The sequence below is a fragment of the Pajaroellobacter abortibovis genome (assembly GCF_001931505.1).
Lineage (GTDB): Bacteria > Myxococcota_A > Polyangia > Polyangiales > Polyangiaceae > Pajaroellobacter > Pajaroellobacter abortibovis.
Map to the genome: position 1 here is coordinate 1,275,280 of NZ_CP016908.1, position 25,564 is coordinate 1,300,843.

A 25,564-nucleotide genomic window follows, 5' to 3' on the forward strand; every position below is an offset into this window, starting at 1 on the left:
GCCTACAAGTCAAGGAGATTTGTCGCCCGTCCCCCCAAAGGTGCAATCGCGCAAAGAGGAGAGCACTTGTTGTGCCTCCGCTAACGTAATGGTATGTCTTTTCACAATCTCAGCTGCAACCTGTTCCACCTCTTTCTCTACCGCCCCCGCAGCGACTGCAACAGCTCGAGCATGGAACCCCATATGTCCCCGCTGAATTCCATCAGTAGCAAGCGCACGAAGAGCTGCCAGATTCGAAGCGAGCCCAACTGAAGCAGCGATTCCCGCGAGCTCAGATGCGCTTTGAATGCCTAACATTTCGAGCGAGAGGCGAGCAATCGGATGTACACGCAACGTCCCTCCAGTCGTGCCTACAGCAAGAGGAAGCTCAAGAAAACCGACAAGCTCTCCACCTTCTCTTATCCATCGCGAAAGAGGCGCGTACTTCCCATGACGAGCTGCAAATGCATGTGCTCCCGCTTCGACTGCACGCCAGTCATTTCCAGTAGCGATGACGACAGCATCTATCCCGTTCATCACCCCTTTGTTGTGAGTAGCCGCGCGGTAAGGATCGAGCTCTGCAAAACGGGAAGCTTTAACAATCGCTTCCACCACTTCATCCCCTGTTTTCCCCTCTACTGCCATCGCTGCCGAAGGGATGCGACAGCGAACACGCACACAGCGTTGATCGCATAAGTTGCTTAATATCCTCAGCCCAACTCTTCCATGTGCGATCTCGGCAAGTCGTTCCGCAACAGCCTCAGCAGCCGTATTCACCAGATTCGCCCCCATCGCGTTGAGACAATCCATCACCAGATGGACTACTATTATCCCCTCCTGGGGATCAAGGATCCTAACCTCCATGCTTCGAGGCCCCCCTCCTCGCGCAACAAGCCCAGCAACCGAACCAGAAGCGCGCTTCAAAATCTCCGCCTGGTGTTGACACAGACGATATACGGCACCCTCGAGATCGGCAATGCCTGTCAATTGAATCTGACCCACCATCAAAGAGGGGTCTGCTTCCACATTAAATCCACCTCCCTGCCGTACAATTTTCGCAGCACTGGATGCAGCCGCGATGACACCAGGTTCCTCAACAACCATCGGAACCACATAGTCCTGGCCATTCACACACATGTTAAGCGTAACCCCATAAGGTAACGCGTAGAGCCCGATCACATTCTCCACCAACTTATCTGCTATCTCCACCTCAAGACCCCCTTTATCAAGAGAAAAGGCCGCTGGGGCCAAGTCGCAGCAAGCCATTTGCCCCACCAGGTCACGGCGTTCGGAGATCATTTTCTTATAAAACCCAGGAGAACGAGAAATGCGCTTTGCAGACATCAGAGAAACCTCAGGATTAGTTAAATAAGGGGAGAGACCAATTGAGCCCCTTCCCCAGGACAAGTTTCTAGCACCCTCTGCACCCCATGTAGAGCTTCGAGAGATTGCTTCACGAAAGAAAGATGTTTGGAGCCTGTGAGCACTTTAACGTGAGGGCCTGCATCGATAGTCGCATACGCTAGCCATCCTTTCTCACGAAGGCTGCGCACCGCCTCGAGTACAGAAAAAGTGACAGGAGACCAATAAAAAATCCCAGCAGCCAAGGCAGATGCATGCATCGCAAGAGCACTGGTTTCTACAGCTTCTCCCAGTTGACATATGTCGCAGGCAAGCAGAGCACGGTGGATGCGCTCATGAAGAGCAGGAGCAACTTCAAGCCAAGCTCGATAAAATGGGCTTTTGGATGCAGTCACCCGCATCCCTTCCGTAGAAGAGATCAGCTTAGGAGCTTCTGTAACGACACAGACAAGCATATACAGATCCAGATAATCTGGAGGGGCCACTTGGATCGCAGCTAATAGGCCCTCTTCCCCCTCTCTCTCAGCGGAAGGAGGGCCTGCAGTAAGTTCTACAAATCCACCAATGATACTACGCGCCGCACTCACTGAACTCTGACGAGCCAGATCCCCAACCCACTCACGCGTATAGGATAGACCCGCCGCATGCGCAGCAGCCAACGCGAGCGCAGCAAATCCAGAAGCACTTGAAGCAAGCCCACTACCCGTAGGAAAATCATTGTTCGTTCTGACTTCCGCAAAACGATTCTCTCCCGATACAGCACGAACGCGATTCAAAAGCTCTTTCACACGCTCCAACGGAATTCCGGAGAGTTCTTCCCCTGCCAATACCAAGCGATCGCAGGACAACTCCTCACGAAAGCAGACTTCGGTTTCTGTTTTCATTCCCTTCAGAGTGACTGAGAGGCTGGGCACCGCTGGATAATTTCCAGGCCCAGGCCATTTTCCCCAATATTTGGAAAGGGCAATATTCGGGTGAGCGATCGCAACTGCCATGGCTTCCGATCCTACCTCACCCCGTCGCTTGTCGGGGAAACAATTGATCCCGGATGCCGTTTCTGACGATAAATCCAGAGTAGCCATGTTCTTTCCAGGACTGAATTACTCTTTCTGCAACTTCTTCTCCCCCCACAAGAGCAATGACACATCCTCCTCCTCCGGCACCTGTCAGCTTCGCCCCCCAAGCCCCTGCCCGCTTTGCAAGTTGACAGAGCTGGCCTAGAGCAGGGGTCGAGAGAGAGAGAGAGTCGAGGCATGCTTGGTTGTCATCCATCAGATCTCCTACTTTCTGATATTCCTCGCTCTCAAGTGCTTTTCGGGTCAACGATACAATTCTCCGAATACGATTGAAGAGAGCTTCTACATGCGGTCGGTGATTTTCAAGAAGCTGAGCTACTTGTTCCACCATAACACGCGTGCTCGACGCACTCCCCGAATACGCTACACAGAGCAGAAACTTAAGTCTGCTTTTGATCCTTACCATCCCTTTCCCTTTTTTAAAAAAGATACACCCTCCATGGGCTGCGATCGTCGTATCGATACCGGAGGGGCTCCCATGGAAAACCTTCTCCCATTGCATCGCCCGCTCAATGACAGCTTCAGCAGTTGCTTTCGGGTCCAGAGCGCGCGCAATTGCAACACCCAACGCTGCGGAGCAACCCAATCCTACCCCAGGCGATAAATCCGATTCCACCTCAACCCGAACAGTATCCACCCCAGAGACTTTACCCCACCTTTCTGCATTTCCACCAGCCTTGAGAAGAGAGCGAAAAGCCCGTCCAATATCACTTTCTTCCTGTTCATGATTGCAGACATGAACCCCCCATTCCTTGATCACAAGCTCCGAGCAAGAAAAAGTAGAAGGGGAAAGCCAAGCCCGAACCCCTCGCTCGATCCCCAATGCAATCGCGGGAATTCCATAAACTACAGCGTGCTCACCGACTAAAATCACTTTCCCATAGGCAAGGTTTGGTACACTGCGCATTTTCTCGGATCTAAGCTTACTTTAACCGTATTGTGATGTAGCATTGAAAGATACAGATCGACTGAACGTCTACTCCAGCATTCACGACAAATAGAGATCACCCCTATCCACCAAAAGCCAGGGTTCAAATAGTAAAAGAACGTTATATTCGTCAATATACCTACAGCATTATCAAACGGTAAGGAAACATTCTCCATGGATACCCAATTAGAACAGCGAAAGATTGACCACCTTTCTCTCTGCTCAAATGAAGAGGTTAACTTTCGAACAACCACTACACTCTTTGAAAATGTTCGGTTGATTCATAACGCCCTTCCTGAACTTCACATGGATGAAATCGACCTTTCCTGTACTGTATTCGGTAAACAGCTACGCGCCCCTTTATTGATCGCCTCCATGACAGGAGGAACAGAAGAGGCCTCACACATCAACAAAACCCTCGCCTCCATCGCTGAAGAGAGAAACTATGCCTTTGGCCTAGGGAGCCAGCGGGCGATGTTAATCAACGAAGAAGCGAAAGCAACGTACTGGATTCGAGATGTGGCCCCTACAACTCTTGCCTTTGGAAATATCGGACTTATCCAGGCGCGCGATATATCTACTCCTACACTTGAGAAATTAGTTAAAGAAACGGCTGTCGATGCACTGTGCGTTCATCTCAATCCTGCCATGGAATTGATTCAATCTCATGGAGATCGGGACTTTCGAGGGGGGCTCTCTACCCTTCAGCGCCTGTGCGCTTCTTTTCCCGTCCCGATCATCCTCAAAGAAACAGGGTGTGGAATCTCTTCAGAAGTAGCCACCCGAGCGAAAGAGGTAGGGGTTCAGCACCTTGACATTTCGGGCGCTGGAGGGACTTCCTGGGTAGGAGTGGAGACCAAACGAGCTCAAAAAAAAGCCGATCTGACACAAAGTCTTCTCGGTGAGGCTTTATGGGACTGGGGTATTCCAACCGCAGCCAACGTCCTCATCCTCGCTCCCCTTAAGTTTAAGACTTTAATCGCGACAGGAGGAATTTTTGACGGAGTTAACGCGACCAAAGCGATCGTATTAGGAGCCAACTTGGTTGGGATTGCACGTCCTATTCTTAAAGCTTTGCATGCAGGAGGGCGTGAACAGGTGATTGCCTTCTTGGATAATGTAGAAGCTCAAATGCGAGCGCTCATGATGCTCACGGGGAGTCGCAACTTAACTCAACTGCAAAAGACCCGCTTCATTGTAGGGAACGAGCTGCACCTGTGGCGCGAGCAATCTCACAGAATTATCTAGCAAGGCGCTCGTGAACATCTGCACAGGTTAAAACAGCTTCTCGGAACGAAGAGGCGCTGTTAACGAAAGCCATCATTTCCTGAGCTGGCGTGAGACCCCGCGAAACCAATTCGGAAATCCCCTTTAAATAGACACGCTCATCATTTCCCTCTGCATTGTGTTGACCACGGCGCGCAAGCCCTTCTTGTGCAACATAAACCAATTTTTCTGCCCACTGGTAAAGCGGCCGACCGCGAAATAGCTGCTGCAAGCCCTCTTCGCCAACCTTCCTCCGCATTTGGTCCACTTCTTCCAACGTCCAATCCGCACACCATTCCTCTATTTCTTCAAATGCACGCGGATCATACAGAATACCCGTCCATAAGGCAGGCAAAGCGCATGTGTAGCGACCTGCTTGCGCATCAGCCGATCGCACCTCAAGAGTCCTTTTGAGGCGGACTTCAGGGAACAAGGTATTGAGGTGAGCAATCCAGTCCGCACAGACAGGCCGATGCCCCTGCCAACCATCCTTCCAAAAATTTCTGAAGGTTTGACCGGCATTGTTTACTTGTTTGCCGTTTCGGATAAACATAAACATAGGTACATCGAGAGCCCATTGTACGTAATCCATCCATCGAGAGCGTGGATCCCACACCTGAGGGATCAGCCCCGTCCGGGCACAATCCACATCCAACCAGACTTTCGACCTTAGAGACATTCCCCCCCATGCTTCCCCTTCCACCCACGGACTATTAGCAAAAATAGCACTAATAAGCGGGGCCAACTTCAACGCCAACCGCAGCTTGCGCATGGCATCTTCTTCATTGCGATAGTCGTAATTGGCTTGCACTGCACATGTGCGCAACATCATGTCAAGCCCGTGCTTGCCGCGGGTGGGCAAGTAATTGCGCATGACTTCATACCTCATCTTAGGAGCCCATCCAAGTTGCTCTCTCTCTGCAAAGGGATGGAATCCAAGGCTAAGCCAAGCAATCCCCATCTTGCTTGAGATCGGCTCCAACTCCCTCATATGGACTCGCATCTCTTCAGCGACTTGATGGAGACCGCAGCAAGCAGCCCCACTCCATTCCAATTGTGCACCCGGTTCCAGCGTGATGTATGCATCCCCTCTCTTTAAAGCGATCAGAGGGCCCCCTTCGACTTCGTAGATCGGCTGCCATCCATACTCCGCTTGCAATACTTCAAAAATCGTCAAAATACTGGCCGCCCCTCGATAAGGGAGAGGCCCCCCTGTATTCACAAAAATGGCCCATTTTTCGACTTCAATCCCGATATACTGACGATTTGGATCCTGTGCCTCTTCAAACACACGAAGTAGATCTTCGTAGGTACGGATTAATTGATCGCCATTGGAAGAGACATTTGCCATCAGTACACTTCTACGCTTCCTTGCATCATCACCATGCAAATAAAAAATCAGTTGATGTTTACTACCAATAAACACTAATTTAACAAAAAAAAGAGTTGTATTATCTTCTTGTCATTCTCTCTTGTATTTTTTTACGTTGCTCACTCCTACATCCTTTCCTCCTGTTCCATTCATCTCATTGGATGTGACCTCCTCCTCTCCCCCTCACTCAACAGAAGGATTTTTGACCATTCAACGCACCCAGTTGCAGGTCCGGTCTTCACCCCACGAGTTGAGCGAACCATTCACTTACGACATCGTGACTCGAAAAGCGCTGGACGCTGTCGCTCTTGTTCTCCATTTCATACGAGATCAAAAACGCTACGTGATCCTCCGCTCCTGTCTGCGCCCTGCTCTCGCTATGCGTCCTTCTCCTCCTCGCTTCTCTGGACTTCTCTGGGAAATACCTGCAGGACTCATTGAACCAGGAGAAAATCCGCGAGATACTGCAGTACGGGAGACGTCCGAAGAAGTGGGGATCCACTTGCATCCCGACGACTTTCAAGAGCTTGGCCCGTGGACACTGCCGTCCGCAGGGATGATTGCAGAACGCCTTTTATTCTTCCACGCCTCTATTAAAGAGAGACCTACAGCATACACCCCTTCAGGAGATGGTGGCCCTCTTGAAAGACACGGAATGGTTTGTGAAGTCTCCTTAGAAGAAGCGCTCGAATACTGCCGTCAAGCCTACCTCCAAGATGCCAAGACCGAACTCGGTCTCCGACGTCTCAAAGACAACGATGCGATCCTATAAAGTTGCAGTGATCCTCAAGCGATCAGAATATTACCTCCACGTAGAACAAGAGCATGATCCACACGTGCAGGATTTGATCGAAAGGGATGATCCCATAGTACGCTCCATGTGCTCAGCTCATGAAGAGCACCAGGGAACGATTCAAGAGGTACTCGACGCATTGAAGAAAGAGAACGTCTCTTTCCAAATCTTTGAGAGCTCAAGTTCTCTCGACGAAAACACATTTGACCTGTACATTACAGTTGGCGGCGATGGGACGCTCCTCGCTGCCTCTCACGTGATCGGTCCGCATGCTGTAGTCCTCGGCATCAACAGCGCTCCCACGTATTCAGTCGGTTTTTTCTGCGCTGGACGGAAAGGGACGCTCTCTCAGACAATCCATGCTGCCTTGACAGGTTCCCTCCCCCAAGTGCGACTCACGCGCATGAGTGTGTCCCTGAATGATCAATGCATTCATCGAAGAGTCCTCAATGAGCTGCTCTTCTGTCATGCATGCCCAGCAGCGACCTCTCATTATCTCCTCCGAACGCTCCATCAGAAACAGATCGTCCAAGAAGAAGAACAGCGATCCAGCGGTCTATGGGTAGGCCCTGCTGCAGGTTCAACAGCAGCTCAAAAAAGCGCAGGGGGGCAGATCCTCCCCCTCACTTCCCCTCAGTTACAGTATGTTGTTCGTGAACCTTATACCCCTTTAGGAGGCTCTTTCACTATGCGGACTGGCCTTTTTAGCGAAGACGAAGAGCTCCTGATCCTCAATGAAATGAAGCAAGGGAAGATCTTTATTGATGGACACCACGTTGCCTTCGACACCACCATAGGGGATGCTATCGCTTTATCGCTTTCCCCCGAACCATTGACCATCCTCGGGCCGATTCCGATTACACGAGATAACAAAACCCATCCTTTATGATATAAGGCCATCCTCAATGAAGCAAATTTTGAATCTTCACATCATGATTTTGCCCCCTGTCTTCTTCCTTTGTTTCTTCTTTTTACTTTACCAACAGGCTCACGCAGGAACAGCAATTGCTATCTCTTACCCAGAGCTTGTTAGAACGTCAGAAGCAATAGCTATGGTTTTTGTGGAGAAGAAGAGCTGCATACAAGAAAAAGGCTATCTCTCTACTTTAAACGAAGTTGTTGTTGTTAAGCCTATCAGTGATAACTTAAAAGAAGGAAATAAGCTGACTATCAAGACACGTGGAGGGGAAATGGGCGATCTGCGACAAAACGTACCAGGAGAGGCCACCTTCGTTTTACAGGAGAACGCACTTGTTTTTCTCACCCGCGACTCACATCAGCCTTGTATTTGGTGGTCAAAAGAACGAGCACAAGGCACTTACCACATCATGCCAAAAGGTAAGGAGCGCGTTTTGAAGACAGGTGATGTGGATCTTCTGTTCGCTCTTGTTCCCCCCTCTTCAGGATTAAGTGGTCAATCCAATATGTCTGTCATCCCAGCTACTCAACAGTTAGAAGGGCGTTCGGTAGCCGATTCCTTATTCTTACAGCTACAGAAAGATTGGCATCGTCTTCATAAGATTACAATCTCAACCTCTTCAACCCGCTAAGTTTATGGAACAAATCCGAAAACAAAGTTGGATCCACGTTGGATTCCTTGGTGTACTGTTCTCTCTGTTTCCTGGAACAAGCAAAGCTTTCTGCATCCAAACCACCAAAAATCCTCTTCCCACTTACAGACTCCAAGACGGATGCTGGGAGGACGGGATTCGGGTCTGGTGGCCAAACGAATGTGTAGGGTATAGCCTCCATCATAATGCTGTCCAAGATACAAAAATCTTCGAAGATGCATTTAAAAAGTGGGAAGTTGTCCAGTGCCACGGTGAGAAAAACCTACATCCATCGATTCACTTTATTAATTTAGGACCTGTTGAATGCGACTGCGTCCAATACAATGAACGAGGGCCCAACCAAAATGTGATTGTTTACCGTACGGTATGGCCCTATCACGATGCCACTCATCAACTGGCCCTGACTACCACCACCATGGACCAAAAAACAGGAATGCTGCTCGACGCAGATATTGAATTCAATCAAAGCATGAAATTTGCCACTGCAGAGCAGATCCCTTCAGATGCCTATGATTTCATTACCGTGGTCCAACATGAAACAGGCCATTTTCTTGGTTTGTCGCATGCAAATACGCAAGGTACTGTGATGAGTGAGGAAGCAAAGACAGGTTCAATTACCTTGCGAACTATCAAACAGGATGAAATGAATGGGATATGTGCGCTCTACCCTCCATCCGGACTTCGTTTTGTTCCGATGTCGGTAGCTGACAAAGGGGTTCTGAAAGCAGAGACCTGCGATCCCACCCCTCGCCACGGTTTTTCAACCACTTGCGACAAAGGGGACCCGCCTGTGCGTGGATGCAGTTGCCAACACTCTTCTTCTTCGCATTCTTCTGAAAAGCTTTCTTTATTGCTAGAATGCACTCTTATCGTCCTTTATCGATTTCACCCCAAAAGGAAATTTTCCACTCAGCTTTCTTAAAGCTTTCTGATGTTCAATCTCAGCTTTTCCCTTTGTCGTTATCGAAAGCAATTGCCTATTATTCTGATCGTGTTGTGGTGCTACCCCACAATCAGTAAAGCCTTCTGTCTCTCGCGAACCGTTCCACCTAACCCCAATCATCAAGCTGACATGCAAGGCTGCTCCACCCAAGGGTATCCTCTTTGGTGGCGCAATCAATGTGTTGGTTACAGTCTTAATTACAAAGCGAGTCGGAACATCCCCCTTAATGTGGCAACACTCATCGTCAAATTCGCTTTCGCTGTGTGGTCCAATGTCCAATGCAACACATCCAAATTTGAAATAGCTAGCCCCTCGATTCAATTTATCGATCTAGGACCCGTTGTATGTGATCAAGTGCAATACAACCATTCGCGTCCGAATCAAAACATAATTGTGTTTCGAGAAGATGAATGGCCGTACACTGATTCAACCAACACGTTAGGCCTAACAACCGTCACATTCAATTCCTATGGAGAACTGCTGGATGCAGACATAGAATTGAACGACACTAATGAAAGGCTCTTCGCAGGCGAGCCAATTCCGCCAGACAAATACGATTTTGCGACTGTTATCACCCATGAAATAGGGCATTTCGCTGGCCTCGCACATTCCGACGACCGAGAAGCGACCATGTACCCAAGTGCCCCCCCAGGGAAAACCGACATGCACACGCTTGAGACAGATGACATCAAAGCAATCTGCACGCTTTATCCTCCCTCTGGACTCCGTTCTGTACCGAAAGAGGTTTCTCCTTCGGGGCTTCTCGCTGCTGAATTTTGCAATCCTGCTCCACCCCATGGCTTTGGAAGCGAATGCAAGCTGGCAGTTCAAGATAGCTCAGGAGGATGTAACTGTAGCCATGCTGCATCCTCCCGGTTACCACAGGCGATTTTCTCAGGCATCGGCTTTATCGGTTGGCGGCGATGGCGCGCTTCCAATCGTTCAAAATCCTTATTTCCCTTCATCTCCAAATGGAGCCACTGACCCGCTGACTCCTCCAACCACTTGGATCTAATTGTTACAAACTCTTACAAGAAGAGGGATGAACACAAGAAGGTGCCATCGGAGTAAGACCAAACTGATGCATCATCGCTCGATCTTGATCTTCTTCTGGGTTAGGCGTGGTGAGAAGCTTATCCCCGTAGAAGATGGAATTAGCCCCCGCTAGCATGCAGAGCATCTGGGCTTCTCGCGATAATTGCCCCCGCCCTGCAGACAATCGCACACGCGCTTTAGGCATGAGCAAACGCGCAACAGCGATAACCCTTACGAACTCTAAAGAGTCAATCGGGGGTTGATTTTCGAGAGGGGTCCCTTGAATGGGCATAAGCGCATTGATCGGAACGCTCTCCGGTTGAGGATCCAGATTCGCTAACGTTCTCAACATTTCGCAACGATCGTCAGGGCTCTCACCGATCCCAAGAATCCCCCCAGAGCATACCCCAATTCCTGCCCGACGAACATGTTCAAGTGTTTGCAAGCGATCTGCAAAAGTGCGGGTAGTAATAATACTGCGATAGTACCGCTCACTGGTATCCAGGTTGTGGTTGTAAGCATCGAGCCCTGCTGCTTTGAGCCGTTGCGCTTGTTCCTCTGTCAACATTCCAAGCGTCACACACGCTTCCACTCCTTCTCGTTTAACTGCCCGCACCATTGCAAGTACCCGTTCAAAAGCGGGACCATCCTTGACTTCACGCCATGCAGCACCGAGACACACACGTGTCACTCCTAATGACTGCGCTTTACGCGCCGACCCGATTACCTCTTCGAGCGTTGTCATTTTTTGAGGAATCACTGCAGTCGAATAATGGCTCGATTGAGAGCAATACCCACAATCTTCGGGACATCCTCCTTCTTTGATATTCATCAGAGTGCACAACTGAAGTTCAAAAGGGGAATGATATGTGCGTTGCACTTCCCGAGCTTCATCGATCAAAGCGAGAAGAGGACGATCATAAAGAGAGCGAACACATTCTGAAGAGAAGGGAGGAGCATTTATCATCCTTCATGCGGTACCAAACCCATGAGCTGCCGAGAAGAGAAAATCGCCTTTTTTCTATTTTTAGAGCCAGAATGTTTTTTTAAAACACCGCATCGAGCCCCAATCCTAAAGACCACACCGTATAATGTTCTGCCTGCACAAAAGATTTGTTATCGCTCTGACAGGCGGAAATGATCCTTTCTTCTGGAGTACCTTGTATGTTTACACAGCCTCCGAGAGGGATCACAGGCATCAGTCGAAAGAATGGACCTACACCCAATAGATTGAGCAAACTGACGTCCGCACCTAGAGAAAGCAAAACTCCAAAACCATAATGCTGCAGTTTCCAGGTAGCTGGGACAGCCGGCAAAGAAGACTGGAAGAAAGCAGAATACTGCTGCGCATCGTAGACATACTGAAGCCCAATCCCAAAATAAGGCTCGATGAGAGGGATTAGGGGAACAGTGAATCGAGCATAAGGGCCAACTCCAAATCCCCAACGCGCAATCGATTGTTCAACAGCCATTGGAGAAGCATCTGAGGACACATCCTGAAACCTGATCCCTCCAGCAACTCCCACACTGATCCCTCCTAGCATGTACCATCCTACCCGCCCATCAACCCACACACCCCCGGTATAAGGCGTTCTTCTCCCCGAAAAAATATTTCCAGGCCACTCCATCGTCCCATTCTTGACTTGTGTGTATTGAACCGGAGAAGTATCTCCCGCATAGACATAACTGAGTTGTACACCTACTTCAGGGTCTGCATAGGCCGCGCTGTTCCACCCTACCACCAAAACGCTAACCATCCAGCAAAAGCAACCAAGAAGTAAGCTCGCTCGCTTGGTTCTTAACAAAAGACCCATTCCACAACAAAGCAGTACTCCAAGCATAACACTTCGACATCGAACCACACATCACACAATTCTAGATCAAAGTAAGCTTCTAAGAACAGTTCAAAGCATGCGACATCCCCTGGTCCCACCTCTTTTGAGCAACCAGGGAAGACTGAGGAGAATACACCCCTCTCCTTAAAAAGCCTCGCCAAAGCAACAAACCACCTATGCGCTACAGTTTGAAAGATGGTTAAACCATCCATTAGGAAGTCCGGAAAAAGTCAAGGGAGGGGAATAGTTTGCTTCAAGTTCAGGAATTTTGCCACAGAAATTGGAAAGTACACCAGAATTCTTTTACTGCCTGTCATCCACTGCACTCACTAACCTGACGAAGGTCCCTCGACTTTTCTAACGCCCCCAGTACTACTCTAGTACTACTAGAAGCCAATCAAGCCTACGGAATCCCTCCCCAGCTATGATTCATGGGCAAGTCAGATCAAAAACATCTGCGTCATAGCACCTATCCCTACGGAAAACACCTCGCTCTTTCCTCTTCCTCCCATAACCAACCCAGTTGCTCAGAAAGGGAAAATTCGCAACCTTTCCATTCCATGCGGATGAAAAGAAACAAGTAGGGATCATCCCCTACGAAAGTACACGGGATATTTCCTATATCCAATCTCTGGATCCGCATCAACGCACAATCACCGCTGTGTATAAAATCCGATGGACTCTTCAGACCAAATTCCTAAATATCAACAAAATGCAACTAACCGATATAGGTAGGGCAAAAAAGTCAGCAGGAACATCTGTGGCGTGAAACGTGTGGTGATGAGCTGAACACAGAAGAAAGACAAGGGATTGAATTGCAAGGCGTTCTGCATTTGCAATTCGCTTCCGCACAAAAAAATGCGTTGGAAAGCAAGATCAACCTGAATGTTCCCTTCGAGCAGCTCTATTCAGAGCTGCACCAACAGGACGAGTCGCTAACTAAAGACATCCATGTGAAAGCACTACTCTCTTATGTTCTCCATGATCCCCAAAAGGTTGTTAGACAAAGCAATACAAGATCTAATGTGTATCATGCTTTCTGAAATTAAACAGTAACAGTAAAGCGGCTCCCTATCACAACGACAACCTATGTCTTTACCCCTATGGTCTCTACACGAGATACAAACAGAAGAAGCATTTAAAAATGCCGCCCTCCGCGCAGGAGGAGAGGGGATTGTCGAAGTCCCTTCAGACTGAACTTCAGAACTTGCCCTCTAAACATCCCTACTCGAAGGAATTATGGGAACAACCCAAGCATCACTCCTACAAGGAGAGAATCAGCTTGTGGAGTCCTGGTCATCCTGCCGTATTCCTCTCTTACTGCCCCATCTTCAATCATCTACTAGAATTCTCCATAGAAGAACCTTAGGCTCCTTCCGCATCTATGGCTTTCCCTTACAGCCTACCGCAATTTTCCAGATCGGAAAGGTCAAGTTCTCTATTTAGATCGTGTGGCAATTTATTGGAATGGAGCAGGGGAGAAAGCCCTTGACATTTATGGCAGTATCTATCAAGCATGAGGCAACTCATAGTTCACTTGGCTATCCGATCCCCCTGTTCATCTCTACACCAACTGATCCAAGTACTCCAGTCTAGTACCAGATTCTTCAAGAAGGGATGATTTACTATGTACTAAAGGGATCTGCACCTGCACTTTAGTTATAGGGTGCAGGACGTTTCTTTGAAAAGTGGCATGAATCTAGTGCTACACCAGGATTTCCCAAAATAGACGCAGTGGGTATAAGCCATGGTATTGCACTAATGGATTGCGCCCACGGTGCATTCGCATGGAAATATAAAACTGAACCCAGGAGTGAGCTCGTCCCTAAGCCCCAAGCTTTTTTCCTTTATGCATTAAAGCAGGCGAACTGGTGATGCGATTTTCAAGCTACTGTTCATTTAAAATTCGATGAAAGCAAGCAGGAATACCAATCGGAAAATGAATGGTGCGAGCACTGTGTTGTTCTTCTTTTTTTTGAGAAAGGGGGCTTGCTAGAACAATACAATCCGACCACACCATGGACCTATCAATCGATTGCCATTGCGAAAGACTGGGTACCTCAATTGACAGGGGCAGGGGGTAGGTACTTCGGATTCCCTCACACGGGTATTCTTGACATCCAAATGAAAAGATCTATCCTCCAGTCAGAACTAAAGCACGAGCGATATTTTAAGGGGGAGGCTCAAAAAATTTTTGACCTACAGAACTATCTACTATAGTAGAAAAAAGAGACTCTCCTAAGCCCAATCCTGGTTACGTGGTATGAGGCCAAGCAATACTGTCCCTCACTGGAACCCAAAGGAAGCTACTTTCAATGAATGGAGAGAGACCATAGAATAACCTTTCCCCTTTCTTTGGACAATAATGAGCCTCAATATTTTTTTCTAGACAGACGCAGATACATCCGCCTTCCATGCATGAAAGAAGAGCGATGGTGTTGAGTTGTGTCGCCTAAGTATAACCAAAATCCCTCCTGTTTTTCTTAAACGAAAAGAGAAGGGTTCGATACAAAATGTGGGGAGAACTTCAATACAGAAGGGAATACCTATTATGTACAGTGCGTACGCTGAATGCGCAGGCTAATGTTACACAATCATGCATTCAATCACGGAATGTCCCCATCCAAGCTGATGCGGACTACTTCTAGGTTAGGGAAAGCGGCTAGCAGCTTGCGAGTTTCTTCGCTATCAATGCCTTTTTGCTCTTTATCCAGATGATAGACCATCAGTTCTTTCACTGTGGTTTGCCATATCAATCTGATTTTGATAGAATGACCACTTTCGATGGATTCATTTGCCACCAAGAGCAATTAAATACAGAACTTGTAGATGAGATAGAAGCTGGAAAGCTTCACTGCTTGGATAAAATTCCTCGCTTATTTGTATCTGTACAATGGGAATATCTCCTATATTGGTCCTGACGTTCTGTTGCCTGCTGCAAGCGCTTCACGTCCTTAGGATAGGCTATCGTACAAGAGGAGACCAAGCATAGTTTACCTTTTTAGGGGCGCTAGCCATACTGAGCAACATCATAATCCCTCTTTCACTGATATTGGTGCTTAATATATCGAGATACCGAATATTGAGCTTATCAATTGTTCGACAATCCCTTCATGCAGATCTTTCCGATCCCGCAGTTGCACCTCACTAATAGAAATAAATGGGTATTGTTCCTGTCTCGCCTGCGCCTGACTGAGATTTTTTCAACTGGGTTCTGGCGGTTCCTCTCATAAATCTAAAAGACGCCACGTATAGTGAAATGAAAGTATTTTATTGTTCAAGATTGTCTGCACAAGAGCATATACCACTTATCCACCAACCCTCTTTTGATGAGCTCTTCTGCGCAGCTGTCTACGTTCAGAAGGATCCTCGCTTGCAGCTCTCTAGGAAGATCACACCAGCTAGCCTTCTTCTCTGCTTATCTTTCGTGTTCTTCCCGAGTTCCTAGCATGGATGACCGAACTGAACGAATCGCCTCCCCCCTCTGCCCCTACTTTCAGAGCATTACCTTCCTCTACCATTAGACTCCCCCTAATGCTCCACCCCTATTTTCCACATTTATATCCAATACCTCCTCCTAAAAGGTTAAACAACAAAATCAAATATCAAATTTCCGTACTGCTCATAGAATACCACCCACACATAGCAAAATACACCTTCTAAACAAGAACACATATTTTGATTGACAGAGGTCTCACAGACATTTTAGCTTATTTGTTGATTGAATCCGGCGCTGATTTGCTTCACTTGCGGGCGCATCTTCAAATACAGCTAAGTTAAGGTCTTCTTCAGTGATTCTACTTCAACATCTCGTTAAAGCCTACAAACAGGCAAAAAGTCCTGTGTTTGCTATTAACAATATTCAACTGACCATCCCGCCCAGCGTAATCTTTGGAATTGTAGGCTATAGCGGAGCAGGGAAAAGCACATTGCTGCGCTGTATTAATCTACTGGAACGTCCAGACAGTGGTAGTGTCCAATTCGATGGTCAAGAGCTTACACATATGAACCCCATCCAACTGCGTGAAGTTCGTTACAAAATAGGGATGATTTTCCAACATCTCAATTTGTTCTCGAGACGAACGGCCTACAACAATGTAGCCTTACCCCTAGAGTTCCTTAATTGCCCTAAAAAAGCCATTGCAGAACGAGTCACAGACGTACTTGAGCTGGTAGGTTTATCTCATAAAAAAGATAGCTATCCTCACCAACTGAGCGGAGGAGAAAAGCAACGGGTCGCTATCGCCCGCGCGCTGGTAAGTAAACCAAAAGTACTCCTGTGTGACGAGGCCACTTCAGCGCTCGATCCTTCCACTAAATCCTCTATCCTCGAATTGCTCTACACCATCAACCAGCAATTAAAGGTCACCATCGTACTGATTACTCACGAGCTTGAAGTCGTTAAAAACATCTGTCACCTTCTCGCTGTGATGGAACAGGGGAAGATCGTCGAAGAGGGCCCTCCTCTTGATCTCTTCCTCCGCCCCAAAAGTGACTACTCGCGGCACGTTTTTCGGGCCTTTTCCCTTGCCAATCTCCCCGATAGTTTACGCCACCAGATGATCCAAGAACCCACTGCCTCTTCAAGCGCTCCTATACTCCGTCTGATTTACGAAAATCAAGCAGGCCACCATGTCCTCTGGGATCTGATCAAGAGTCTTCATTTTCCTGTGAATATCGTCCACACTCACACGGAATCGATGGGGGATCGCAGCGTCTGCATGACGGTAGTTGCACTTCCTACTCTAGAACAAGCCCTTCCAAGGGCCCTATCTCTCTTCACGGAACACGGACTTAACCCAGAGATACTCGGCTATGTCTCCTGATATCATCCACCTTGTAGCGAATGCCCTCTTGGAAACTATCTTGATGGTAGTCGGGGGAGGGCTGATCGGTATGTTATTTGGTATCCCACTAGGAATCCTCCTCTTCACCACACGACCTTCAGGAGCATGGCCGCATAAGTATATTTCAATGGTTCTCGGAGCAGTGGTCAATGCAGGCCGCTCCTGCCCTTTCCTGATCCTCATGGTCGCTATCCTCCCGCTCACACGCTTCCTGACCGGAAGTTCCATTGGGACAGCAGCTGCTATCGTCCCGTTGGGGATCAGCGCTATCCCTTTTGTCGGACGAATCGTAGAAGGAGCGTTGACAGAAACTGCCCCTGGACTGATTGAAGCAGCCCTGTCCATGGGAGCCTCCCCCTCTCAAGTAGTGTTCAAAGTACTTTTGCCTGAAAGCCTCCCACGGATTTCCCATGGCATCACGGTTATGTTGGTGAGCCTTGTAGGATCCTCTGCTATGGCAGGCGCATTGGGGGGAGGGGGCCTTGGGGATCTCGCCATACGGTATGGATACCAGCGATTCAATACGCCGCTCATGATCATTACAGTAATCATTCTCATCTGCTTCGTGCAGTTGATCCAGATCGTTGGGGACTGGACCTCCCACACACTCGATCATCGAGGATGACCTCCCTTTTCTACCACTTGTTTTCATGTTTTCCTCTCACTTATCAATCCTTTTTCTCTATTAAAAGACTTTATTAAAAGATTAAGCGACAGGAGATATTTATGCGATTATGGCCCCTTTCTATTTTCCTTCTTTCCCTGATCCCAGCATGGACAGGTTGTCGCAAAATGGGGTGCCTTTCTCGTCAAGAAGACTCGGCTTTAAAGGTAGGGGTCATGGAAGGTCCTGAAACTGAAGTCATGGAGATTGTCCAGCAGATCGCACGCACACAGCATCAGCTCGAAATTAAGATCGTCCCGTTTACCGACTATACTCTCCCGAACGCCGCGCTTGCAGATCAAAGCATCGATGTGAATATTTTCCAACACGAGCCCTACCTCCAAGAAGCCATTACAGCCCTGCACTATCCCATCACTGCGGTCGCCAAAACATTCATCTATCCCATGGGCATCTATTCCCGCAAGATCTCCCACCTGCCTGAACTTCACCCAAACGCAACCGTCGCGATTCCCAATGATCCAAGCAATAGCGCACGAGCTCTTCTTCTCTTGCAAAAGGCAGGACTGGTCCGACTAAAAGGGGACTTGTCCCTTCGGGTAACCCTGACTGACATCCTCGAGAATCCCTTCCATCTGCGCATCCGAGAGCTAGACACCGCAACTTTACCTCGCGTGCTCGAAGACAGCACCTTGGTTGTCATTAATACCAACTATGCGATTCTCGCAAACCTCTATCCGACACAAGATGCACTGTTCATCGAAGATAAAGAATCCCCCTATGCGAACCTCATCGTGGTACGGACAGATCGTCAGACAGATCCCCGCATCGCTCTTCTGATCCAGAGCTTCCACTCCCCCGAAGTAGTCCAAGCCGCTGAACGGATCTTTGCAGGTCTAGCTATCCCAGCCTGGTAATCTACAAAACAAGGAAAGAGCATCATCCTGAGCATCAAAGCTATCTTCTTCGGAACCCCTGCGTTCGCGGTCCCCTCTTTGCAAGCACTCTGCTCCGTTGCGGAAGTGCTAGCAGTTGTCTGCCAACCTGACAAACCAGCTGGTCGCGGAAGACACCTCACCATACCTGCTGTAAAGTCCTTTGCCCTCGAGCTAGGATTACCTGTCATCCAACCGACTTCTATCCGGACGGAAGGCTGGATGGACTGGTTCGAAAGCCTCCAGCTCGATGTCGCTCTCATCGTTGCTTACGGAAAACTGCTTCCCAAAAGAATCTTGGACGCACCTCGTTTCGGATGCGTCAACGTGCACGCCTCTCTTCTCCCCAAATACCGAGGAGCTGCACCGATCCCGTGGTCCATCCTGAAAGGGGAACATGTCACAGGAATCACCCTGATGAAATTAGACGAAGGAACTGACACAGGGGACATTATTACCAGCGTCTCCACTCCAATCGGCGCTGAAGAGACAGCTGGAGAACTGACACAGCGCCTAGCCCTCGTGGGTGCAGATGCTGTTAGACGAGATCTCCCTTCCTACTTAGCCGGCCACCTTCCTCTGCACCCGCAATGCCATGAAGAAGCCACCCTCTCCCCTCCCCTCCGAAAAGAGCAAGGGGCGATCCAATGGGAAAGTGCAGCCACTTCCATTCACCAACACGTACGCGCGTTTAACCCATGGCCGGGGGCCTACACCTTCCTGCAAGGTAGACGGATCAAAATTCATGCAGTCCGTCCATTGATCCCCATGTCCCCCATCCAGGAACCCCCTGGCACTGTTATCCTTGCAGACAAATCACACCTCATCGTGGCTTGTGGAAACCACGGCGCAGTTGAAATCCTCACAATCCAATCCGACGGCGGAAAACCAATGCAAGGAACAGCATTCGTCAGAGGGCGAGGAACACAAACGGGGGACATCTTCTATTCTTAAAAAGAGACACTTACCCCATCTCTCCTTGCACTGCCTTTCCACTGCATCGAGCTAACTACACAGTCTCCCGATCACTTCTCGAACGAAATGACTTCCTCCACACCCAACTGCCCACCACAGCTACAAGAGACAAGAAGCTAGTCCCTGCGCTTGTAGACAAGCTTCCGCAGGTCATCGAGCATCCAGCCCCCACAGGCATAGTCGTTCGCGGATTAGGATCTGATACCCCATTGATTGCATTCGGATCGGAGGAAGGTGCTCCTACGATGTCTTCGATGTCATCCTGATCATTCAAAGGACTTTCCCCTTTTCCATGGTTTCTTCCTATACTAGGGCTCACAGGATGAGTTCTTCCATGGCTCACAGGATAAGGCCTCCCACCCTCGATCGAATCAGAGCTCCCATTGGAATTGGGACCACCCTCGACTTCACCAGATTGATCCCCCTCTGATGTATGCTCCTCAGGTACCTCCCCATTCCCTCGGCCATTTGGACCAGAGGAAAATCCAGGATGACCAGGTTGAGGCAGCAAAATGCAATTAGATGACTGATGCTTTGCAATTGCCTCCAGCGTATCTTGAATAAACTGTTTGTGCAGCGGAACAGGAGCGAGAAAATTAAGCCGAGGTTGAACATAATTTTCTGTGTCTATGCCAAAGGAAGTAACCCCTATCACACACCCTCCTTTTCCTCTGTAATACGCTGGGCCACCGCTATCACCATCACACAACCCGTATCCTACATGAAGTAAAGGACTTTCAAAGTGAGCGTTTGTTCTAATCTTCTGTAACTGGGAAGGCAACTTTCCACTCTCATTAACACCCCACCCATGAATCTCAACTAGATACTGCTGCCCCTCCTGCATCAAAATATAACAAGGAAGGGCGATTTGAACCAAATTGTCTAACGACTGATCTGTTTCAAGAATAGCAAGGTCTGCACCCTCACACACATTGTTGCTCTCAGGATAATAAATGCGCACTCCACGTGCTGCACGACGTAGATTCGCAATCCCTACACCGACAACAATTGTAGAGGGGTCATAATCCTTTCCATAAGTACCGCCTGTTCCATACTTCCTACCTCGAAAACATGCAAAGCTACCTGCTGATATCTCTGCAACACAATGGCGAGCCGTCAAAACCGCTTCAGGGCCAATAAGTGTACCTGTACAGGTATGGTTTGAGGTGAGGCCTAGACGCCGAAGACAAACCGTAGGTTGATGTAGTACATTTTTCCCACCTGCTATAGGCTGAGATGAAACTTGCGCGGAGACATTCTCCTCTCCAGCCTGAAAAGAACAATTAATCAAGCCTAAGCATAAAGGAACATACCATTTCATAAGAATAAGCCCATAAGCTAAACGTTGAAGCAATCTCCCTACCTTAAGACTTACAGAGAGTCGATCTTTCTTTCTAATTCAATAAGAATCAACCGGTGAGACCAATGCAAGAGAACCAAATTAGCGTTATGCAAGCCGAACCATATGATTTAAAAAGGCTTCCTTTTCCTCGACAGACCAGCCAAGGCCTGGTCGATGCGTATGTGTTATCCAACCTGGCTGCTGAAATCCCGCGATTTCTCTTTCTTTCCAAATCCCAAGCCTCTTGTGCTTAGCAAGACCACAAGCAAGAGGAGGGCGGTTCAAAGAAAGCGCGAGCTGACTGGCTGCTGTCAGCGCAACCGGCCCATCCACACAATGAGTAACGACAACTTCAACCCCAAACTGATGAGCTTTTTCAGCGAGCGCACGAGCCATTAACAGCCCCCCCACCAGAGCAGGCTTGAGTACCCAAACACTACAGTTGCCATCTTGCAGAAGAAGAGGCTGCAAGGAAGGATCGACCAGAGACTCATCTGCAGCCCAAGGGACAGAACAGGGCCCCAGCTCCATCAATCCCAAACCCTTCGTAGGCTCTTCGACAAATTGAGGACAAAAGCGGCTATAACTTGAGAGACGCAAGATAGCCTCTGCAGGGGACCACGCACCATTTGCATCCAATCGAAGCGTCCTCTGTCCTCTCATCTGACATAGCCTCTCCTCCAATCGTTCCAGCTCTCGCTCAAGAGATAAGCATTGATGCCCGACTTTCACCTTGAGAGTCCTGATCCCTTGGTTATCTAACCATTCCTTGTTTTGCTCCCATAGCTCCAATGGCTCAGCTAAGTCGAGAACACCGCTCAGTTCTACCTTATCATATCCCCCTCCTCCCAACACAAAGGCGATCGACTCCCCCCGAGCTTGCCCCACCAAATCTAGTAAAGCTGTTTCTAAAGCGAACAAAGCAGATGGTTCCCTTTGAGGAGAAATCCCGAGCGTTGCTATCCAAGCGTTCAAGCGGAAAGAGAGCTCATGCGATCTCCCTTCTTCCTCAAGTGGATAGAGGTGAGTCTGCTGGATCGTACGCAAGCAGGCAAGACAGCTCTCTAATGTATCCGGTGAATAACCAGGAAGGGGGGCTGCCTCACCTATTCCCATCCTTCCAGAATCATCCAGCAGTACAAGAACAACCCCTTCGCGCACTTTCCACCCCCAACGCCAATGGGGTAGAACCTCTGGAAAAGGTTCCTTATAATAAAAAAGGTGAGATGTGTTAATGTGAATCACAAGGCCGTTCCATGGATTTAAAAACCGATCACTCCGAGAGAAAAGCGAGTCTTTTAATCATGATCGCAAGCATCCTCTACAGAACAACAGGCTATCTTGGGGTCCAACTCATGGCACATTACGTCTCCATTCTTCAAGCCCTCTTTTTGGCGCTCATTGTTAGCTGCCATCGTTATTTTGGAATCAGCAAGATCCCTCTTCATCTGATATAACTTCTAAGTGAGCCTGGCTAGCCGCATGTTCGCTAGGCACTCTCTTTCATGCGGTTCCTCGCTCACCTACTTCATTGCTTTACAACGGATAGATACGGAATAGGCATCTGTTTTCTACATACAGAAGAAAACGTCACACTCCACTCAAAAGGGATATGCTTCATCCTGATTTCAGCCCTCTGTTATGCATTTTATCTACCAGCGAGCGAACGAATCACAGCTTATCTTTCTTCACTTGCTTCGACCACAGCAGCCTGTACAGGAAGCGCATTGAGCTGCTTTCTCCTCCTCTGCCTCCAAAAAGAATCTTTTTTCCCTACTTCCATTACTGGCTGGTTCTACATTGGTTCTGGAAGTTTAATTGCAACAGCCACCCCCATCTTTTTGGTCTTGGAAAGGATCAGATAAGTTTCCCCCTTCCGCGCATCCCTTCTTTCCATGCTTAAGCACCTCGCAGCTCTAGGGATTGGAGCCATTGCATTCCACGAACGGCTGATTTCATCCTAATGGATTGCCACTAGCTTTCTCCTCGCCGGAACCCTCTTAACCCAACGCCCCTCCTCGAATCAAAAAAACACCCATGACCGACAAGGATTCTAAGTGAGATCTAACTTAGTGGCAATAGCAGGTTGCTCGCTCAGACTACTCACGCCTTTTGAAGATAGAGAAGAGGCAGGAACAGGCTGGCTAACCAAGTTACGACTGCGAATATGGGCAGGCACTGTATGTAAATCCCAGATCAATCCTATCGCCTCAAGACCCTTTAGCACATAGTAACAGATATCGATTTCCCACCAAAAGAATCCCTGTCGAACAGAACGTTGGTAATAGTGATGGTTGTTATGCCACCCTTCTCCCAACGTGATGATCGCCAGAATCCAACTATTGCGACTGTTATCTGCAGTCTGGTAGCGCTTCTTTCCAATGACATGAGTCAGCGAATTGATACAAAAAGTACCGTGCCACAAGAGTGTTGTAGAAACAAAAAAACCCCAAAGAAGAGCCCACCAGCCCCCCAACAAGAACAAGGTAACCCCAAAAGCGGCAGGCGGGATAGCCCAATAGCGATTGAGCCAACGCAATTCCGGATACTTCATGAGGTCAGGGATTGTGAAGTTGGAAGTTTCCTCGTACTTGGGAGACAGGATCCAGCCTACATGACTCCAAACAAACCCATCCAACAGGACAGAATGAATATCTCCTGGCTTATCGGAATTTTTATGATGGGTTCGATGATGGGAAGCCCACCACAAAACCCCTTTTTGAGAGCTGATCATCGCGAGAAGAGCGAGGACAAATTGAAAGGTCCGGCTAGTCCGAAAGGCTCGGTGAGAAAAATAGCGATGATACCCAGCTGTCACTCCAAACATCCGTACGACATAAAGCGCAATCGCAAATCCTAACCCGGCCCAAGACCAGCCTAGGTACCAAACACCAACAATAGCGATCAGGTGCACAAGGACAAAAGGAAGACAACTAATAAGAGAAACAGAATGGAGGAAAGAAGAATTTCGCATAAAAGCATCTTATGATTTTTTATGTCATAAATCCGTCACAAGATTATCATATTTATCCATCGATTCATTTTCCTTCCACTTCACCGCCTAGCTTTGATGAATCCGCCATGTGCTATCCTGCACACACAGCAACCACAAAAAAGAATTCCCAGACTCGGATTAGAAGAGAAGTTTAACGAGGAGGTAACCAATCCCGAAAGAACTCAGCAAAGAGACAAATCCAGCTTGTTAAAACAGTGGCTTAAAATATCTCTCCCAACTCTGGTTGTGCCCACATGTAATCGAAAGTAATAGAACAGCGAACGTAGGACAATTCGAACACGAAGAATAGCTACTAATCGAGAAGGGAAAAGAGCAATAAGCGCATGAGGGCTAGGCCTAGTGATAACCACACAGGTACAAGCGTGCGAGACTGCCGCCGCTTGGCTACTTTTGCTGCTGCAATGGTACTCCCATCACAAGCAGAGCACAAGCAAAAAGAGAAGGTTGACTGGTTACGATAGCTTGATGAGCCCCTTCAATTGGTCGAGACACCCATGAAAGAAGATATCTCCCGTCCAGGTGATCCCGAAGATGGACACAACTGCTTCCATCACTGACATAAACACCGTACTTTCTCTCATGTCCTCGGGTTTCATTTTACAGACAGCAAAGGACAATGAGCACAGGCACGCTGAGCATGATCATTTCAATGGCTAGAGCCATATTCAATTGCTCACGGAATCCCTTGACAACCCAAGACTGATGCGAAGAAGGGATTAATTCCAACGCCACAACCCCAGCTACACCGATCATGAAAAAGGCGACGGACATCTTTGCATACCCTGTGACTTCAGATTTGACAGCTGATCCTGTTGGCTGAACCAGTCCTTGTACGAGACGATTCTGATACTCAAGGTCATCATTTAATCTTTCCCCATCGATCAAACCGACAAGGCACCAATCATGCAGTCCCGAAAGGTAGGCTGGCCACAATGGCCTGCTGAGAAGCGATAACAGCAATAGAAACAGGCCGCTCGGGTCTCACTCAGGATTGATAGGCCACTTCCACAACGATAGGAAGTAAGGAGAAAAGATCGTAGGGGACAAACAGAATAAGCAATGTGTCCAGTCCATGAGCAAAATGTAAGTAGGTAGGTTACCATCGTAGCGACAAAGGTGATAGCACGCAGATAACGGCGTCAGGAATGCTTCGCAAGACGAGTGAGGTAATCCATTCCCCATGCTATACTGGAGTGCTCCCGCTGCCGTTACAACAGATGCGATCATCAGCATAACATCGATAGGAAAAGAGGTAAGACAATACTCAAGTACAAAAGTTAGAATCAAAAGAGCAAGGCCGCTTATCATCCACAGTGAGATGCCCTTAAATCTAGCCCCTACAATAATGGCTCTAGCGAAAGAGCTAACTTAAAAAAATCATCAGACAACCTTCCTCTGTTAAACAGTGAAACAACTTATGTGAAATACACCAAAATCGTTCTGTTCTCCATTGTACAGATCATAACGAGCGATAAAGTAGATACGGACTGCATCCCTACTATTTCCTATGGTCCATCTTTGCTGAGACCATAGAGAAACTCAAGGCCTAAACAGAAATATGCAACTGACTCAGCCAGAATATTAATAGAAGCACAATCAGCCTTCATCAAATTGCCCATGTGTTCAAAATTGGTGTGCCCTAAAGCTATCCCTCCCAAAAGCAGGGT

23 protein-coding genes and 2 pseudogenes are annotated in these 25,564 nt (G+C 48.3%); 12 read left to right on the forward strand and 13 right to left on the reverse strand.

Annotation, left to right across the window (positions count from 1 at the left end):
- Window positions 1–9: 9 nt before the first annotated feature.
- Genes BCY86_RS06370 through mvk form a run of 3 tightly spaced genes read right to left on the reverse strand, consistent with a single transcriptional unit; the run spans window position 10 to window position 3,324 of the window.
- Complete coding sequence (locus BCY86_RS06370) at window positions 10–1,386, reverse strand: hydroxymethylglutaryl-CoA reductase, degradative (RefSeq protein WP_275935820.1); 1,377 nt, start codon at window positions 1,384–1,386, stop codon at window positions 10–12.
- Window positions 1,344–2,423: a diphosphomevalonate decarboxylase gene (gene mvaD / locus BCY86_RS06375; RefSeq protein ID WP_083604238.1), complete on the reverse strand. Its 1,080-nt coding sequence runs from the start codon at window positions 2,421–2,423 to the stop codon at window positions 1,344–1,346. Before mvaD ends, BCY86_RS06370 begins: the two co-directional genes overlap by 43 nt.
- On the reverse strand, window positions 2,353–3,324 hold the full coding sequence (mvk, locus tag BCY86_RS06380; protein WP_075276984.1) for a mevalonate kinase: 972 nt from the start codon (window positions 3,322–3,324) through the stop codon (window positions 2,353–2,355). Before mvk ends, mvaD begins: the two co-directional genes overlap by 71 nt.
- 195 nt (window positions 3,325–3,519) lie before the next feature.
- On the opposite strand from mvk, the gene fni reads away from it, so the two are divergent.
- The gene (gene fni, locus BCY86_RS06385; protein WP_075276985.1) at window positions 3,520–4,593 is read left to right on the forward strand and encodes a type 2 isopentenyl-diphosphate Delta-isomerase; all 1,074 of its coding nucleotides are present in this window, start codon (window positions 3,520–3,522) and stop codon (window positions 4,591–4,593) included.
- Here fni and BCY86_RS06390 read toward each other — a convergent pair.
- Window positions 4,586–5,962: a glutamate--cysteine ligase gene (locus BCY86_RS06390; RefSeq protein WP_075276986.1), complete on the reverse strand. Its 1,377-nt coding sequence runs from the start codon at window positions 5,960–5,962 to the stop codon at window positions 4,586–4,588. The genes fni and BCY86_RS06390 overlap by 8 nt on opposite strands.
- A 136-nt stretch (window positions 5,963–6,098) precedes the next feature.
- Here BCY86_RS06390 and BCY86_RS06395 point away from each other — a divergent pair, with 136 nt between their 5' ends.
- The 5 genes from BCY86_RS06395 to BCY86_RS06415 are packed head-to-tail and all read left to right on the forward strand — an operon-like array spanning window position 6,099 to window position 10,274.
- Complete coding sequence (locus BCY86_RS06395; protein WP_156865120.1) at window positions 6,099–6,755, forward strand: NUDIX hydrolase; 657 nt, start codon at window positions 6,099–6,101, stop codon at window positions 6,753–6,755.
- Window positions 6,742–7,665, forward strand: a complete 924-nt coding sequence (locus BCY86_RS06400) for an NAD(+)/NADH kinase (protein WP_075276987.1) — start codon at window positions 6,742–6,744, stop codon at window positions 7,663–7,665. The genes BCY86_RS06395 and BCY86_RS06400 overlap by 14 nt, the downstream gene beginning before the upstream one ends.
- A 16-nt stretch (window positions 7,666–7,681) precedes the next feature.
- Window positions 7,682–8,326 (forward strand): hypothetical protein, encoded by a 645-nt coding sequence (locus BCY86_RS06405; RefSeq protein WP_156865121.1) that lies wholly within the window; start codon window positions 7,682–7,684, stop codon window positions 8,324–8,326.
- 4 nt (window positions 8,327–8,330) lie between these two features.
- Entirely contained in the window at window positions 8,331–9,269 is a 939-nt protein-coding gene (locus BCY86_RS06410) for a matrixin family metalloprotease (RefSeq protein WP_075276989.1), read from the forward strand.
- Window positions 9,270–9,278: 9 nt separating this feature from the next.
- Window positions 9,279–10,274, forward strand: a complete 996-nt coding sequence (locus tag BCY86_RS06415; protein WP_075276990.1) for a matrixin family metalloprotease — start codon at window positions 9,279–9,281, stop codon at window positions 10,272–10,274.
- Window positions 10,275–10,308: 34 nt separating this feature from the next.
- Here BCY86_RS06415 and bioB read toward each other — a convergent pair whose 3' ends face one another.
- From bioB to BCY86_RS06445, 3 genes are all read right to left on the reverse strand, one after another.
- Window positions 10,309–11,292, reverse strand: coding sequence for a biotin synthase BioB (gene bioB, locus BCY86_RS06420; protein ID WP_075276991.1), 984 nt, complete (start codon window positions 11,290–11,292; stop codon window positions 10,309–10,311).
- Window positions 11,293–11,371: 79 nt separating this feature from the next.
- Window positions 11,372–12,082 (reverse strand): hypothetical protein, encoded by a 711-nt coding sequence (locus BCY86_RS06425; RefSeq protein WP_156865122.1) that lies wholly within the window; start codon window positions 12,080–12,082, stop codon window positions 11,372–11,374.
- A gap of 2,684 nt (window positions 12,083–14,766) precedes the next feature.
- Window positions 14,767–14,961, reverse strand: a complete 195-nt coding sequence (locus tag BCY86_RS06445; protein WP_156865123.1) for a hypothetical protein — start codon at window positions 14,959–14,961, stop codon at window positions 14,767–14,769.
- A 990-nt stretch (window positions 14,962–15,951) separates the two neighbouring features.
- Between BCY86_RS06445 and BCY86_RS06450 the strand changes: the two genes are divergently transcribed.
- The 4 genes from BCY86_RS06450 to fmt all read left to right on the forward strand — a co-directional run bounded on the left by BCY86_RS06450 (window position 15,952) and on the right by fmt (window position 19,518).
- The gene (locus tag BCY86_RS06450; RefSeq protein WP_075276997.1) at window positions 15,952–16,986 is read left to right on the forward strand and encodes a methionine ABC transporter ATP-binding protein; all 1,035 of its coding nucleotides are present in this window, start codon (window positions 15,952–15,954) and stop codon (window positions 16,984–16,986) included.
- On the forward strand, window positions 16,976–17,632 hold the full coding sequence (locus BCY86_RS06455; protein ID WP_075276998.1) for a methionine ABC transporter permease: 657 nt from the start codon (window positions 16,976–16,978) through the stop codon (window positions 17,630–17,632). The genes BCY86_RS06450 and BCY86_RS06455 overlap by 11 nt, the downstream gene beginning before the upstream one ends.
- A gap of 101 nt (window positions 17,633–17,733) precedes the next feature.
- Window positions 17,734–18,546, forward strand: a complete 813-nt coding sequence (locus tag BCY86_RS06460; protein ID WP_075276999.1) for a MetQ/NlpA family ABC transporter substrate-binding protein — start codon at window positions 17,734–17,736, stop codon at window positions 18,544–18,546.
- A gap of 42 nt (window positions 18,547–18,588) precedes the next feature.
- Window positions 18,589–19,518 carry a methionyl-tRNA formyltransferase gene (gene fmt, locus BCY86_RS06465; RefSeq protein ID WP_275935854.1) on the forward strand — a complete coding sequence of 310 codons (930 nt, stop codon included), beginning with the start codon at window positions 18,589–18,591 and terminating at the stop codon, window positions 19,516–19,518.
- Between the two features lie 55 nt (window positions 19,519–19,573).
- Here fmt and BCY86_RS06470 read toward each other — a convergent pair whose 3' ends face one another.
- Together BCY86_RS06470 and BCY86_RS06475 are read right to left on the reverse strand one after the other, a co-directional pair.
- Window positions 19,574–20,860: a trypsin-like serine protease gene (locus BCY86_RS06470; protein WP_156865124.1), complete on the reverse strand. Its 1,287-nt coding sequence runs from the start codon at window positions 20,858–20,860 to the stop codon at window positions 19,574–19,576.
- Window positions 20,861–20,986: 126 nt separating this feature from the next.
- Window positions 20,987–22,126, reverse strand: a complete 1,140-nt coding sequence (locus BCY86_RS06475; RefSeq protein ID WP_083604241.1) for a mandelate racemase/muconate lactonizing enzyme family protein — start codon at window positions 22,124–22,126, stop codon at window positions 20,987–20,989.
- Window positions 22,127–22,185: 59 nt separating this feature from the next.
- Between BCY86_RS06475 and BCY86_RS06480 the strand changes: the two genes are divergently transcribed.
- Complete coding sequence (locus BCY86_RS06480) at window positions 22,186–22,338, forward strand: hypothetical protein (RefSeq protein ID WP_156865126.1); 153 nt, start codon at window positions 22,186–22,188, stop codon at window positions 22,336–22,338.
- Window positions 22,339–22,386: 48 nt separating this feature from the next.
- Complete coding sequence (locus BCY86_RS09820; RefSeq protein WP_156865127.1) at window positions 22,387–22,746, forward strand: EamA family transporter; 360 nt, start codon at window positions 22,387–22,389, stop codon at window positions 22,744–22,746.
- Between the two features lie 188 nt (window positions 22,747–22,934).
- Here the strand turns inward: BCY86_RS09820 and BCY86_RS06485 are convergent, their stop codons facing one another.
- The 4 genes and pseudogenes from BCY86_RS06485 to BCY86_RS10785 all read right to left on the reverse strand — a co-directional run.
- Window positions 22,935–23,855 carry an acyl-CoA desaturase gene (locus tag BCY86_RS06485; protein ID WP_075277003.1) on the reverse strand — a complete coding sequence of 307 codons (921 nt, stop codon included), beginning with the start codon at window positions 23,853–23,855 and terminating at the stop codon, window positions 22,935–22,937.
- A 494-nt stretch (window positions 23,856–24,349) separates the two neighbouring features.
- Entirely contained in the window at window positions 24,350–24,493 is a 144-nt protein-coding gene (locus BCY86_RS10780; protein ID WP_083604242.1) for an anaerobic C4-dicarboxylate transporter family protein, read from the reverse strand.
- A gap of 1 nt (window position 24,494) precedes the next feature.
- Window positions 24,495–24,882, reverse strand: a pseudogene (locus BCY86_RS06495) (anaerobic C4-dicarboxylate transporter family protein).
- A 203-nt stretch (window positions 24,883–25,085) separates the two neighbouring features.
- Window positions 25,086–25,244, reverse strand: a pseudogene (locus BCY86_RS10785) (anaerobic C4-dicarboxylate transporter family protein); the annotation flags it as partial.
- Between the last annotated feature and the right edge of the window lie 320 nt (window positions 25,245–25,564).